Origin of the sequence: Streptomyces sp. NPDC057565 (assembly GCF_042801455.1) — a bacterium.
Taxonomy (GTDB): domain Bacteria; phylum Actinomycetota; class Actinomycetes; order Streptomycetales; family Streptomycetaceae; genus Streptomyces; species Streptomyces yanii.
In genome coordinates this window covers 816,753-830,471 of the sequence record NZ_JBHVFU010000001.1, presented here as the reverse complement: position 1 = coordinate 830,471, position 13,719 = coordinate 816,753, and the positions used below count along the sequence as shown (strand labels likewise).

Sequence of the window (13,719 nt, the reverse complement as noted above, 5' to 3'; positions counted from 1 at the left end):
GGCGCGCGGGCGTTCGCCGAGAAGCGCGCCCCCGTCCGGCACGGCCGCTGATGCCGGCCACGCCGGCTGCGTCCCTCCCCCACCGCCCGTGTCCGACTCCCAGGAGCAGTGGCCGGCCATGAACGCACACAAACCCGTCCACCGCGTGACGATCGTCGGCACCGGCACCATCGGGTGCGAGCTGGGCGACGCACTATCTCGCCCGAGGCTTCGACGTCACAGCCACCGACCCCGACCCCGCTGCGGAGACGGCGCGCGTTGCCGTCAGGGTGGCGACGTACGCTGCGGCTCGCGTGCCGTATTCACGCGACGCTGCTCACGAGGAGGAAGGACACAAGAGCAGCGCAGACAGACAGCATCGCGCTGGCTGTCACCCCGGGGGATCGCCCGAGGAGCCTCGTGAGCGCAATGAACACGACGAGAGAAGCGACCGTGTAGAGCGCAACCCATGTCGTGCGGAATTCGGAACCAGTCAAGCCGCCGAGAATTGATCCGATCAAGGACCCGCCTACAAAAATGCTCGCCGAGATCCATCGGATCTCGAGCGGCTTGTGGGTGCGGTCTTGCGGGTGACCCCGGCGGGACACGCGGTCGCGGACCTCCGCCGCAATAAACAGAATTGCCGCCAGGAGCCAGGGCGATATGTAGATGTACGTGGGTGCCGGCATCTAACTCAATCCTTGGGTCGCTTCACTTGCATCGCCTGCGAAGATTCTCTGATGGTTCGGTTTCGCATACAGCTGTTCCCGACCGGGGGTGCGTACGTCCCGCAGCCGGGAACAGCATGGGTCACGCCAAGCTGGAGTTCTTGTTGTACTTGGCCTGGACCTTCCGGCCGTCGAGGTCAAAGTTGTTGATCGGGTCGGCAGGGTGGGCGTAGGCGTTGGCCCCACCGCCGTAGACGGGGTCGGTGGACAGGAAGCGTCCGGTGACCGGGTTGTAGAGGCGAACACCCATCAGTGTGAGGCCGGTGAGGGTCTCGGTGGAGCGTTGTTCGGCGCCGAGCCAGCTGTAGCGGGTCGCGGCCTGGCCGGCGAGGTCTGGGAGATGGCGGCACCTGACGCCGGCTATGGCTCGATGAGGCCGGTCCTGATGGCGTAACGGGTGAGCTCGACGCGGTCGCGCATGCCCAGCTTCTGGAGCAGGTTGGCGCGGTGCCGGTCGACGGTCTTGACGCTGATCACCAGGAGTTGGGCGATCTCCTTCGACGAGCGCCCCTCGGCGACAAGTTTGAGGATCTCCTCCTCGCGCTCGGTGATGGGCCTGCGGGGCAGCGCCTCCCCGCGGCGGACGAGGTCCAGGTAGTGGCGAATCAGCGCGGTCTCCGTGCCCGGGTAGAGGAACGGCTCATCTCGCATCGCCGCCCGACAGGCGTCCACCAGGTCGCGGTCGGCCACCGACTTGAGGACGTATCCGCAGGCGCCCACCCTGAGGGCTTCGAAGAAGTACTGCTCACTGTCGTGCATGGTCAGGAACAGGATCCTGAGATCGGGCCGGGACTTCGCCAGGGCACGAGCTGCCTGCAGGCCCGTCATGCGTGGCATGGCGATGTCGAGGACGGCGAGATCGGCATCCACATCTCGGGCCAGCTCGATCGCGTGGGCGCCGTCATCTGCCTCGCCGACCACGGTCAGGTCCGGCTCCGACTCGAGGACGAGGCGTACGCCCCGCCGTACGAGGGCGTGGTCGTCGGCCAGCAGGATGCGTGCAGGGGTGTTCATGTGGCTCCCTCTGTCAGCAGCGGAACTCGCAGCCGTACGGTGGTGCCGCCGAAATCGCGGGAGGTGAGGGTGAGGGCCGCGCCGAGGAGAAGGGCGCGTTCGCGCATGCCCTGCAGTCCGGCCCCCTCCGCCGCATGGCGGAGGCCCGTTCCGTTGTCGCTGACCGTCAGTTCCACGGCCCGCCCACCTGCCGTACGCAGTTCGAGACCGATCCTGCTCGCTCCGGAGTGGCGGGCCGCATTCGTCATCGCCTCCTGGGCCACGCGGTACAGCACAAGCTCGGCCTCCGCTCCCAGCGCTGTCAGGGAGCCGTCCACCCGGTGGCTCGTGGTGACGCCGGGCGCTGAGAATTCCGTCACGAGGGCCCTGAGGGCGCTGGGCAGGCCGAGGTCCTCGAGCACGCCCGGCCGCAGCCTTCGGGCGATGCGCCGCACTTCGTCCAAACTGCCCCGTACTGTCTCCTGCGCGGTGACGACCTCCTCGTGCAGAGACGTCGGTACTCGGTCGGCGATGCCCTTGAACTGCAGGATGACGGCCGTCAGGGTCTGCCCGACCTCGTCGTGCAGCTCGCGGGCGACCCGTCGGCGCTCGGATTCCTGCGCCGACAGGACCCGGCCACTGCTCTCGGCCCGCTCGCTCTCCAGACGACCGAGCATGACGTTGAACGACTCCGTCAGCTCCGCCAGTTCGCCACGTCCCGTGACCCGGGCACGCTGACCGGGCTCCAGCAGATTCGCATCAGCCATCGCTTTGGTGAGACGCTTCAAAGGAGCGAGCCCGATGCGAAACAGCAGCCCGTTGGCCACCAGCATCGCCATCAGCCCCCCGCACAGCACCAGCGCCTCGTGCACAAGGACCGGGCTGGACACCGTGACCCACGGACCGATGAGCAGCCCGGTCGCGATCACGAGCACAATGGCGTTCGACAGGAACATCCGCCAGAACAGTGACACGCCCCGTCTCCCCCTTGCCCCGGGCGGTGCTTTGCGCACAGCGTCGACCTCCCCCGTACCGGGGGGCCGTTTTCGGAGCAAGCCTTGTCGACCATGATCGACGATTCCATACATGCTGCCACCCATCTTTCTGTCCCCCCGCCTCCCGCTGACGTGGCCCTTCGCGTGGGCAAGGCGCTATGACGCTCGCGCGTGAAGAACCCATACATATGATCGATCGCCTGGGGTGGATTGTTGATCACGTGGGTGGCATGGCACGCAGGGCAGCTTTCCGATCAGGGACACGGAGGGTGTCGACGACGTCGTTCGAGGACGAGTTGGCCGCGGAGAAGGCGGCCGTCAGCCATGAGGCTGAACCGGGCCGACCGACAGAATGGCGGGCGACTCCGGCGAAGGGGTCGGCCGACTGTGTGGTCGAGGACGACGAGCCGGGGGGACATGGGCGACGTCTCCCACGGCCTCTTCACCGGTCTCGAGACGAGTGGCAGGCACGCGAACTCGGCCAGTGAAACCGCGGGTACGAGCGGCAGTTCGAGGCGGACGCGGTCGCGCTGCACACCTCACGGCGACGCCGCCGTCCGCTAGGAAATTGCCCGGAGCTCGCACTCACGACCCGGTTGAGAGGCCCTGGTCGCACCCGGCCGGGGAATCTCCGCAGGAGCGGTGAGGGCGAGCTCGGCCTTCAGTCGGCCGACTTCGAAGCAGGAACGCTCCACGCCGATCACGAGATCACCCCGTACGGCGAAAACGAGGAGCACACGGCGGTGGCCGGCCCGGAGCTCCGGGCCGGCCACCGCCGCTCGTCGGGACGGCGCTACTTCTCGTACACGGTGGTGCGTGTCAGCGGCAGGTGCAGCGTCTCCCGGAAGGAGAAGAGCACCACCAGAACGGACACCAGCGCCAGCCCCATCAGGTAGAAGCCGGGGGCCAGGGGAGTTCCGCCCAGGGAGACCAGGCCGGTCGCGACGAAGGGGGCGGTGCCGCCGAAGAGAACGTACGCGGCGGTGTAGCCGATGGCCGAACCACTCGCCCGCAGCTGGCCGGGGAACATCTCGACCATCGCGGGCACATTGGAGGTGCCGATCACCGCGACCAGTACGGCAAGCACCATCGTGCCCGCGATCGCGCCTGTCAGCCCCGTACCGATCAGCCAGAAAGCGGGCAGGGTGGCCACGGTGAAGCCGCCGCACGCGACAAGCAGCATCGGTTTGCGACCGAACCGGTCACTGGCCGCGGCCATCAGCGGGCAGGCCAGGCTGTACGCGAGCATGGCCACCATGCTGGTGAGCATGGCCTCCGACTTGGTGTACCCGACCTCTTCGGACATGTAGGCGATCATGTAGCTGCTCATCAGGTAGTACCCGACGGCGTTGGTGATGCTGTAGCCGAACAGGGTCAGTACCTGCCGACGGCAGACCCGCCATGCCTCGCGCAGCGGCGCCTCCTGCACCACGTCGCCCTTCTCCAGGGCCCGGAAGACCGGGGTGTCCTGAATACGACTGCGAAGGTACAGGCCGATGAGACCGAGCGGCCCGGCGAGGAGGAACGGAATGCGCCAGCCCCAGCTGTTCAGCGCCGCTTCGTCGAGCGACGAGGTGATCAGCAGGCCGGTCAACGCACCGGCGACGGAGGCGAATCCGACGGTGAGCGGCACCACGCTGGCATAGCGTGCCCGGCGGCCCTCGGGGGCGTACTCCATGATGAACGCCGAGGCCCCGGTGTACTCGCCACCCGTGGAGAAGCCCTGCATGGCCCTCAGCAGGAAGAGCAGGACGGGGGCCGCGATGCCAAGAGTCGCGTAGCTGGGCAGCAGACCGATGAGCAGGGTCGAACCGCTCATGCACAGCACACTCAGCGCGAGCATGCGGTTGCGTCCGATGCGGTCGCCGTAGCGGCCGAAGAACGCGGCGCCGAGGGGGCGGGCGATGAAGCCGCCGGCGAAGACGGCCCAGGTGGCCAGGAGGGCCGCTGTCTTGTCGTACTGGGGGAAGAAGAGCCCGGCGATGGTCGCGGACATGATGGCGTACGCGCCCGAGTCGAACCATTCCACGAAGTTGCCGATGGCCGTCGCGGTGGCCACCTTGCGGCGCACGCCCGGGGTGTTGGCGGTCTCGGGGACCGCGGACGTAGCAGGCAGGGGAGGCGACATCGGGGCACCGCTGTCGGTCGTCATGTCCGTCCGTCCTTCCGGGGTGGCACCGCGGCGTCGGGGCCGACGGGGCTGAGGTCACGGGCGCGAAGAGCGGCTCGCTGGATCTTTCCCGTGGCTGAGCGGGGGAGTTCTCCGACGAACTCGATCAGGCGCGGATAGGCGAAGTGCGAGTGCGCGGCGCGGGCGAAGCGGGTGATGTCCCGCGCCAGGGCTTCGTCCGGTTCGTAACCGGAGCTGAGCTCGATCCAGGCCTTGACGGCCTGTCCGCGCACCGGGTCCGGCACGCCGACGACTCCGGCGTCGGCGACCGCGGGGTGACCGCGCAGCACGGCCTCCACCTCGTACGGCCCCACACGGTAGCCGGACGTCTTGATGACGTCGTCGGTCCGGCCGAGGAACCAGAAGTACCCGTCCTCGTCCATGACTGCCTGGTCCTTCGTGTGGTACCAGGTGCCGCCGAACGACTCGGCCGATGCTTCGGGGCGGTTCCAGTACCCCAGCGGGAACTGGGGGTTGGATCGGGCACGCAGGCAGATTTCGCCCGGCTGCCCGACCGGCACCTCATGGCCGTCGGCGTCCATCAGCGCCACGTCCCAGCCAGGCAGCGGACGGCCCATCGAGCCGGGCTTGACCGGTACGCCGGGGAAGTTCCCGAGCAGCGGGTAGGACTCGGTGGACCCGTAGTAGTCCAGCAGGGTGACGTCGAACTGGGCACGGAACCACTCGATGAGATCAGGGGTGAGCGGCTCGTTCGAAGAACACACCACCCGCAATGACTGGGGGTGACGACTGCCCGCATCCGGGACATCCTGCATCATCTTACGCAGGAAGGTCGGGTTGACCAGGGCCGTTGTGACCTTGTTACGGGACATGGCGGCCAGCAGCCCGGCGGGGTCGAAGCCGCCGGCCGGCCGGTACACGAGGTGCACGGCGCCCGCGCGGAGGGGGCCCATCAGCTTGGCCATGGACCAGGCCCAGTCCCCGGCTCCGTAGAACACGTCGCCCGGTCGCAGATCGTGGCAGTGACGGAATTCGTTGTGCCCCAGCAGGGTCCGGTGGGCATGCACGATGCCCTTGGCGGCACCTGTGGTGCCCGAGGTGTAGAAGATCAGCGCCGGATCGTCCGGGGCAGTGTCGGCCGTGATGTACACCGGGGGCAGTGCGCTGATCGCCGGGTCGTCGACGTTCACGACCGTGCCGCCGAAACCGGCGGCGCGATCGACGGCGGAGGTCTCGGTGACCAGAACGGCAGCACCGGAATCGGCCAGCCGGTAGCGGATGGGTTCGTCGGCCCACAGCAGCGACATCGTCACCAGGACGGCGCCGGTACGCAGGACGCCGAGGTACGTCGCCGGGGTGTCGGGACGCTGCGGGAGCAGCACCGCGACCCGGTCTCCCTTGCGTACGCCGAGCGCGTGCAGATGGGCGGCGACCTGCCGGGAGCGGTCCTGGATCTGCTGCCAGACGACCTCTTCGCGGTGGCCGGTGTGGTCTTCGAAGACGAGCGCGAGCCGGTCGCCGGGATGACGGTCGGCGACATCGGCGGCCATGTTGTACCGGTCGGGGACGGTCCACCGGTGTTCTTCGACGAGACGGCGGTAGGCGCTCTCGCCGTCGGAGGCCGCGCCGGTATGCGGCGTGACGCTGGTGGTCATGAGGGTTCCTCTCCTGCGGATGAGGGGCGGGGACGCGGGGACGGCGGACTCAGCGGCGGCGGCCGGCCAGGAAACGGGCCATCTCGCGCTGGGGCTCACCCGTTGCGTAGGCGGCGGTATGCACCTTCTTGGCCGCCTCGATCGCGTCGTCGAGGCCCGCGTCGTCCAGTTCGCGGAGCCGGCCCTTGGTGAGGGCGACCGCGCCGGGCGGGAGCGCGGCGAGCCGGGCCGCCTCGGCCAGCGCTTCCGCCTTGACCTCGTCCTGTGCGACGAGGCGGGTGAGGAGACCGAGCCGCTCAGCCTCGATGCCGTCGACGAGGCGGCCGCCGAGCGCGAACTCGGCGGTCTTCGCCCGGCCGAGGATGCCCCGCATGGCCCAGATCCCGGTGATACTGGGGATGCCCGACAGCACCTCCGGCTGCCCCATCCGGACGGCGGCGTGGCCGATGCGGAAGTCGGCGAGCAGGGCGAACTGGAAACCCGAGCCCGCTGCCACACCGTTGACGGCGGCGACGACCGGCTTGTCCAGGCCGCGTACGGCGCGGAAGAGGCGGCCGAAGTCGTCGATCCATGCCTCGGCGGCCGCGTGGTCGTCGGGGTCGATCGCTGCGGTCTCGGCAAGGTCCTGACCGGCGCAGAACGCGCGCCCGGCGCCGGTGAGAACGACCGCGCGACAGCGCTCGTCGTCCCCCAGCGCGTCGAGCGCCGCGACCAGTCGGCTCCGCATCCCGCCGGTCCAGGCGTTGAGCTTGTCGGGACGGTTGAGAGTGACCTCGGCAACGTAGGCATCGGCGGCTGTGTCCGTCACCGGGTGGTGGGTGACGACGACGGTGCTGTTCTCGGTCATGACGGCATGCCTTTCTCGCGATGGGCAGGGGAAGAAGGCGGCGGGGCCACCGGGGAGCCGGAGTTACGGGCGGATGTCCGCGAGCGGGCTTCCCGTGAGCAGTCATGCAAACAGGGAGGGATGTGATCCGGCCAACACCAATTGGGACTGGCGGTGATATCGGAGCGATATGGTCCGCTCATGGAGCTCCGTCACATGCGCTACTTCGCCGTCCTTGCCGAGGAACTGCATTTCGGCCGGGCGGCGGAACGTCTGCACATGGCCCAGCCGCCGCTGTCGCAGCGCATCCGCGACCTGGAGCGCGAACTCGGGGTACGGCTGTTCGACCGGACGCGGCACCGCGTCCAGCTGACCGAGGCCGGGGCGCTGCTCCTGGAGCATGTGCGGCCGGTACTCGCAGGGGTGGACACCGCGCGGGAGGCGATGCGCAGGATTCGTCCCGGTGAGGCAGGTGTGCTGCGCGTCGGCGTACCGCCCGACACCGGCCCGACAGTGCTGCGGACCCTCACCGCCGGTTTCGCCGACCGAGTGCCCGATGTGCTGATCGACCTCCATGAACTCACCACCGACGAACAACTGGCCCGGCTGCGCGAGGGTGAGCTGGATGCCGGCGTGGTACGGCACCCGTCGGACACGGTGGGCCTGGAATCGGGACCTGTGGCGCGGCGCGAACTGGGCGTCGTACTGCGGGCGGACCATTCCGCGGCGGCGGGCGGCGGCACAGTCCGGCTGAGGGATCTCGACGGGGCACCACTGGTCATCTTCCCGCGCGCGATGGCGCCGCGCCTCTACGACCACATGCTCACCATCTGCCGGGACGAGGGTTTCCTGCCCGGATCGATCAGGCACGCGCGCAATCCCAACTTCGTGCACGGGCTGGTGCTCGCGGGGCGCGGCATCCACCTCAACGAGGCCCCGGCGACACCGCTCATCGACGGGCTTGTGTGGCGGCCGCTGGAGAGGGACACGCTCGCTTGGCTGACCTCGGTGGTGTGGGTGCCGAGCCGGCACAACGAGGCGATCGCCTCGTTCGCCGAAGCAGTCTCGGAGAGCCTCGCCGAGGCCGGCCACCACATCGCGGACACGGCTTCGGGCGGATGACGCACCGGGCCGGCCGCCCGGAGGGTGACACGCGACGCCCCGTTCCCGTTCGGGGTCCTCATCCGCAGGGATTCGGGGACCCGTACAGATTTCGATGGTCAGGCGTGAATAGCTTCATCATCTTCCATTCACCCGGGCGCGACTGCCAGCATCGGCGCACCGCCACCCCGTGAGGGAGAAATCTGATGAATCGTCCCCGTTCTCTGCGCTGTCTGGCAGCCCTGGCCGTGGTGGCTCTCGCGGCCACCGCATGTGGACGCTCCGGCCAGGGCGACGCCCCGTCCGGCAGTTCCTCGCAGGCCGCCACCGGGCGGACCGCAGCCGAGCTGCTCCCCGCGCAGTACCGGCAGAAGGGTGTGCTGCGGGTGGCCACCGCGGTGGGATATCCGCCGATGGAGATGTACGAGCCCGGGACCACCCGGCTGACAGGTGTCGACCCCGACCTGGCCAAGGCCATCGCCGAGCGGCTGAAGCTGAAGCTCGAACTCACCAACGCCGCCTTCGACGGGTTGATCCCCGGTCTGGAGTCCGGACGCTTCGACCTGGTCATGTCGTCCATGACAGACAGTGCCCAGCGGCGCCAGGCGGTCGATTTCGTCGACTACTTCCGTACCGGCGGCGTCATCATGACGAAGAACGGCAACCCGCAGGGCATCAAGTCCCTCACGGACCTGTGCGGAAAGACCGTCGTTCTCGCCAAGGGCAGCTCGAACCTCCAGATCGGCGAGGAGCAGAACGCCAAGTGCAAGCAGAAGATGCGGATCTCGCAGAGCGAGGACGCGCCGACCGGGCTGCTGCAACTGGACAGCGGCCGCGCGGTCGCGACCATCGTCGACTATCCCGTTGCCAGGACGTTCACAAAGAAGAGCAGCGCGTACGAGGTTCTGCCGACGCAGTACGGCACCGCCCCCTGGGGCATCGCGACCGCGAAGAGCCAGGGCGGACTGCGTGACGCCGTCCGAATGGCCCTCCAGGAACTGATCGACAACGGCGGCTACCGGAAGATCCTCGACACCTGGGGAGTCGGCGACAGCGCCGTGCCCGAGGCCACCGTCAACGACGGGCAGTGAGTGCGGACATGACCGACCGGAAGATCCATGGCGCCGCCCTCGGTGCGGCACCGGCAGCCCCCACCGCCGTTACGCCGCCGGAGGACGACCTCTCCCTCCAGGTGACCCGGCGCCCCCGTCCCGGACGCTGGCTGGCGGTCCTCGCCGCCGCGCTGTTCGCGGTGTGGCTCGCCTACACCGTCATCGTCAATCCCAACCTGCACTGGGACATCGTCGCCAAGTACCAGTTCGACGGCGTGATCCTCAAGGGCCTCGGGGTGACCGTTCAGCTCACGCTCGTCTCGATGGCTCTCGGCATCGTCATCGGGGTACTCGTCGCGGTGATGCAGCTCTCCGACAGTCCGGTTCTGCGTCTCACCGCCGGTGCCTACACCTGGTTCTTCCGGGGCACCCCGCTGCTGGTACAGCTCATCTTCTGGTTCAACCTGGCCCTGTTGTTCCCGGTGATCAGCATCAGTGTCCCGTTCGACGGCCCGAAACTCGTCAGCTGGCAGTCCAACCAGGTCATCACCGGCTTCGTGGCGGCCCTGCTCGGACTCTCCATCAACGAGGGGGCCTACATGGCCGAGATCGTTCGGGCGGGCATTCAGAGCGTGGACCCCGGCCAGCGCGAGGCGGGTGCGTCCATCGGCATGTCGAACCGTCAGATCCTGTCCCGCATCATCCTTCCGCAGGCCATGAGGGTCATCATCCCGCCGTTCGGCAACCAGTTCATCTCCATGCTCAAGACGACCTCGCTGGTCTCCGTCATCGCGGGCGCCGATCTGATGACCGTCTCCCAACACCTCTACCTCGCCAATTTCGAGGTGGTGGCGCTGCTGCTGGTGGCTTCCCTCTGGTACCTGGTACTCACCACGCTCGCCAGCATCGGCCAGCATGCCGTCGAACGCCGCTACAGCCCGGGCGCCGCCCCGCCGCTGCGGCGCAGGATCCTGACGGATCTCGTACCCGGGCGTGACAGGCAGGAGGCGGCGGCATGAACGAGGTGATCCTCAGGGCCCGTGGGGTCCGTAAGCGATTCGGTGACACCGAGGTGTTGAGAGGCATCGATCTCGATGTCCGCAGCGGTGAGGTGCTGTGCGTCATAGGCCCGTCCGGGTCCGGGAAGTCGACGCTGCTGCGCTGCTTCAATCACCTTGAGCAGATCGACGCGGGGCGGGTGTGGATGGACGGTGAGCTGATCGGCTACGAGCAGCACGGCCCGTCCGGGCGCATCCTGCGCGAGCGGCGAGCCCGTGACATCCGACGCCAGCGCGAGCGGATCGGCATGGTGTTCCAGCGGTTCCACCTGTTCCCGCACCGCACGGCGGTGCAGAACGTGATGGAGGGGCCCGTCGCCGTCAAGGGTCTCTCCCGTAAGCAGGCCGAGAAGCAGGCCCGGGAGCTGCTGGACCATGTCGGTCTTGCGGACCGGGCGGGCCACTACCCGGGGCAGCTGTCCGGTGGGCAGCAGCAGCGTGTGGCGATCGCCCGTGCATTGGCCATGGAGCCGGCACTCATGCTCTTCGACGAACCCACCTCCGCCCTCGATCCCGAACTCGTCGGCGAGGTACTGGGCGTCATGCGCGACCTGGCCCGCAGCGGTATGACGATGGTCGTGGTCACCCACGAGATGGGCTTCGCCCGCGAGGTCGCCGACCGTGTCCTGTTCATGGATCAGGGTGCCGTCGTCGAAGCCGGGAGCCCGAAGCTTCTGTTCACCGAGCCGCGGCACGAGCGCACGCGTGCCTTCCTGTCGACGGTGCTGTGATGAGCCGCCCTGTGGATCTGTTGCTGCGCGGCGGCACACTGGTCGACGGAACCGGCGCGCCCGCCAGGAACGCGGATATCGCGGTGGTGGACGGACGGGTCGCCGTGCTTCCCGCGGGCACCCCGGCCGCGGCGACCGAGACGCTCCATGTGGCCGGCCAGGTCATCGCGCCCGGCTTCATCGATGTGCACACGCACTCCGACGCCCTGGCGGCGCCATTCGGCGCCGACGGCACCGCGGAGCCGGTCGACGACCTTCGCCTCGCACCACTGCTCCAGGGCGTCACCACGGAGATCTGCGGAAACTGCGGGACGAGCCTGTTCCCTTCGCTGCCGGAACGGCTGCCTTCACTCACCGACCATCTCAGGGTGACGTTCGGGCTCGGAGGTGTCCGGCCCGCAGTGGACTTCGACTCGTTCGCCGCAGGACAGGATCCTGCCCTGCGGCGCACCCACATCGCCTCGCTCGTCGGCCACGGCACGCTGCGCGCCGGGGTAATGGGCTTCGAGGCCCGCCCGCCCCGGCCCGACGAGCTGGACACCATGTGTGCGCTGCTCGACCGGGCGCTCAGCCAGGGTGCGGCCGGCCTGTCCACCGGGCTGATCTACCCGCCCGGCATCTACGCCGACACCGAGGAGATCGTCGCGCTGGCCGGAGTCGCCGCGCGTCACGGCAAGCCATACGTCACCCATCTGCGCGACGAGATGTCACAGGTGGAGACCGCCCTGGAAGAAGCCCTGGAGATCGCGGTGCGCTCCGGCGTCCCGCTGCAGATCTCCCACCACAAAACCGCGGGCCGGCACGCCTGGGGCGCCACACTGCGCACCCTGCCTCGGCTGGAACAGGCCCGAGCCGAAGGGGTGGACGTGCTGTGCGACGTCTACCCGTACACCGCGGGCAGCACCGTCCTGCACGCCATGCTGCCACCATGGACGAGCGAGGGCGGCGTCGGCGCCCTGCTGGAACGACTGCGCCGGGCCGATACGCGCGACCGGATCCGGACGGACATCGCTCAGGGCGTCAAAGGGTGGGAGAACACCGTGGGCAACGGTGGCTGGGACCTCATCACCGTGGCCGCCGCGCAGGCGCACCCGGAGGCCGAGGGCCGCACCATCGCCGACCTCGCCGCCGGGCGCGGCGTCCACCCGGTCGACTACGCGTGCGACCTGCTGCTGGCCGAGCAGGGCGAGGTGACCATCATCAGTCACTCCATGCGCGAGGACGACGTGCGGCGGGTGCTCGCCAGCCCGCTGTCGATGATCGGCTCGGACGGCGTCCCCAAACCCGGTCGCCCGCACCCTCGTTGGGCGGGAAGTTTCGCCCGCGTACTCGGCCACTACGGCCGCGACCAGCAGCTGATCCCGCTGGAGGACGCGGTGCACAAGATGACCGGTCTGCCGGCCCGGCGGTTCGGGCTCACCGGCCGCGGTGTGGTCCGTGACGGCGCCCTCGCCGACCTGGTCGTCCTCGACCCGGCGTCGGTACGTGACACCGCCACCTTCGACCGACCGCTGCTGGCGCCCGAAGGCATCGATACCGTCGTGGTGGCGGGACAGGTCGCGGTGAGGGGCGGTTGCCCGACCGCGGCGCGGGCGGGGAAAGTGGTGAGGATCCGATGAGTCTGGCCCAAGTGGCCGCGGCGGTGCGGCGTTCGGCCGCGCTACCGCTCACCCTGGCCGTCGCCGCCGTCGACATCGACGGCGGCGAGACGACGGGGGCCGACGAGTGCACCGTGCTGCCGGTCGCGTCCGCCTCGAAGCTGCTGCTGCTCGCCGAGGTCTCGCGTCGGCTGGACACGGGGGAGCTGCTCGCCGACCGGCCCGTCGAGGTCCTCGACGAGGACATGGCCGCCGGGAGCGGGGTGCTGCGCCGGATGAGCAGGCGCGGCTGGACCGTCGAGGACCTGGCCTGGCTGACCGCTTCGGTCAGCGACAACACCGCCACCAACGCGCTGCTCCGCCTGGTGGGGCGTGAGTCCACGGCCCGGCTGGCGGAGGAACTCGGGCTCGACCGCCTCACACTGCACGACAAGGTCCGTGACATCCGTGGCCCTGATGTGCCGCCCGTCTTCGCCACCGGCACCGCACGGGACCTGGCACGGCTGGTGACTCATGCGATGCGCGGCACGCTGAGCTCCCCGGCAGCCTCCGCACGGCTCCTGCAATGGATGCGCGCCAACACCGACCACGGCCTGGTCCCCGCCCTGGTGGACCACGACCCGTATGCCCCCGGCTTCCCGAATCCCCTGCCCGACGGGCTTCTGGTGGCGAACAAGACCGGCACCGACACCGGGGTCCGCGCCGATGCCGGAGTCATCGTCGGTGCGCGCCGGTTGGCGTACGCCGTGGTGGCGCACTGGGACCCGGTGCTGGGCCCCAGCACGGAGCGGGCCGCGGTGCATGCCATCCGGGACGTCGGCCGCACCCTCGCGGCGTGTGCCCGACGCAGCGCGGGCGAATGAGCGCGGTAC

Annotated in this window: 12 protein-coding genes and 1 pseudogene; 6 read left to right on the top strand and 7 right to left on the bottom strand. The window is 69.2% G+C overall.

All coding sequences use genetic code 11. The annotated features are described in order from the left end of the window. Positions 1-302: 302 nt before the first annotated feature. The 7 genes and pseudogenes from ACFU8W_RS03415 to ACFU8W_RS03385 all read right to left on the bottom strand — a co-directional run bounded on the left by ACFU8W_RS03415 (position 303) and on the right by ACFU8W_RS03385 (position 7,328). The gene (locus tag ACFU8W_RS03415; protein WP_384031835.1) at positions 303-668 is read right to left on the bottom strand and encodes a hypothetical protein; all 366 of its coding nucleotides are present in this window, start codon (positions 666-668) and stop codon (positions 303-305) included. Positions 669-831: 163 nt separating this feature from the next. Next, positions 832-1,032: pseudogene (locus ACFU8W_RS03410) on the bottom strand (RHS repeat-associated core domain-containing protein); the annotation flags it as partial. A gap of 35 nt (positions 1,033-1,067) precedes the next feature. Then, entirely contained in the window at positions 1,068-1,721 is a 654-nt protein-coding gene (locus ACFU8W_RS03405) for a response regulator (RefSeq protein ID WP_384031833.1), read from the bottom strand. Next, on the bottom strand, positions 1,718-2,674 hold the full coding sequence (locus tag ACFU8W_RS03400; protein ID WP_384031831.1) for a histidine kinase: 957 nt from the start codon (positions 2,672-2,674) through the stop codon (positions 1,718-1,720). The genes ACFU8W_RS03405 and ACFU8W_RS03400 overlap by 4 nt, the downstream gene beginning before the upstream one ends. A gap of 814 nt (positions 2,675-3,488) precedes the next feature. Beyond that, positions 3,489-4,847 (bottom strand): MFS transporter, encoded by a 1,359-nt coding sequence (locus ACFU8W_RS03395; RefSeq protein WP_384031829.1) that lies wholly within the window; start codon positions 4,845-4,847, stop codon positions 3,489-3,491. Further along, entirely contained in the window at positions 4,844-6,481 is a 1,638-nt protein-coding gene (locus ACFU8W_RS03390; protein ID WP_384031827.1) for an acyl-CoA synthetase, read from the bottom strand. The genes ACFU8W_RS03395 and ACFU8W_RS03390 overlap by 4 nt, the downstream gene beginning before the upstream one ends. 49 nt (positions 6,482-6,530) lie before the next feature. After that, entirely contained in the window at positions 6,531-7,328 is a 798-nt protein-coding gene (locus ACFU8W_RS03385; RefSeq protein ID WP_384031825.1) for an enoyl-CoA hydratase/isomerase family protein, read from the bottom strand. Between the two features lie 180 nt (positions 7,329-7,508). On the opposite strand from ACFU8W_RS03385, the gene ACFU8W_RS03380 reads away from it, so the two are divergent. The 6 genes from ACFU8W_RS03380 to ACFU8W_RS03355 all read left to right on the top strand — a co-directional run bounded on the left by ACFU8W_RS03380 (position 7,509) and on the right by ACFU8W_RS03355 (position 13,710). After that, positions 7,509-8,429: a LysR family transcriptional regulator gene (locus tag ACFU8W_RS03380; RefSeq protein ID WP_384031823.1), complete on the top strand. Its 921-nt coding sequence runs from the start codon at positions 7,509-7,511 to the stop codon at positions 8,427-8,429. A 185-nt stretch (positions 8,430-8,614) separates the two neighbouring features. Then, a complete protein-coding gene (locus ACFU8W_RS03375; protein ID WP_384031821.1) occupies positions 8,615-9,499 on the top strand; it encodes an ABC transporter substrate-binding protein in 885 nt (294 codons plus the stop codon). Between the two features lie 8 nt (positions 9,500-9,507). Beyond that, positions 9,508-10,479, top strand: coding sequence for an amino acid ABC transporter permease (locus tag ACFU8W_RS03370; RefSeq protein WP_384031819.1), 972 nt, complete (start codon positions 9,508-9,510; stop codon positions 10,477-10,479). Continuing rightward, on the top strand, positions 10,476-11,249 hold the full coding sequence (locus ACFU8W_RS03365; protein WP_384031817.1) for an amino acid ABC transporter ATP-binding protein: 774 nt from the start codon (positions 10,476-10,478) through the stop codon (positions 11,247-11,249). The genes ACFU8W_RS03370 and ACFU8W_RS03365 overlap by 4 nt, the downstream gene beginning before the upstream one ends. Continuing rightward, the gene (locus ACFU8W_RS03360; RefSeq protein WP_384031815.1) at positions 11,249-12,868 is read left to right on the top strand and encodes an amidohydrolase family protein; all 1,620 of its coding nucleotides are present in this window, start codon (positions 11,249-11,251) and stop codon (positions 12,866-12,868) included. Before ACFU8W_RS03365 ends, ACFU8W_RS03360 begins: the two co-directional genes overlap by 1 nt. Then, positions 12,865-13,710: a serine hydrolase gene (locus ACFU8W_RS03355; RefSeq protein WP_384031813.1), complete on the top strand. Its 846-nt coding sequence runs from the start codon at positions 12,865-12,867 to the stop codon at positions 13,708-13,710. The genes ACFU8W_RS03360 and ACFU8W_RS03355 overlap by 4 nt, the downstream gene beginning before the upstream one ends. Positions 13,711-13,719: the final 9 nt, after the last annotated feature.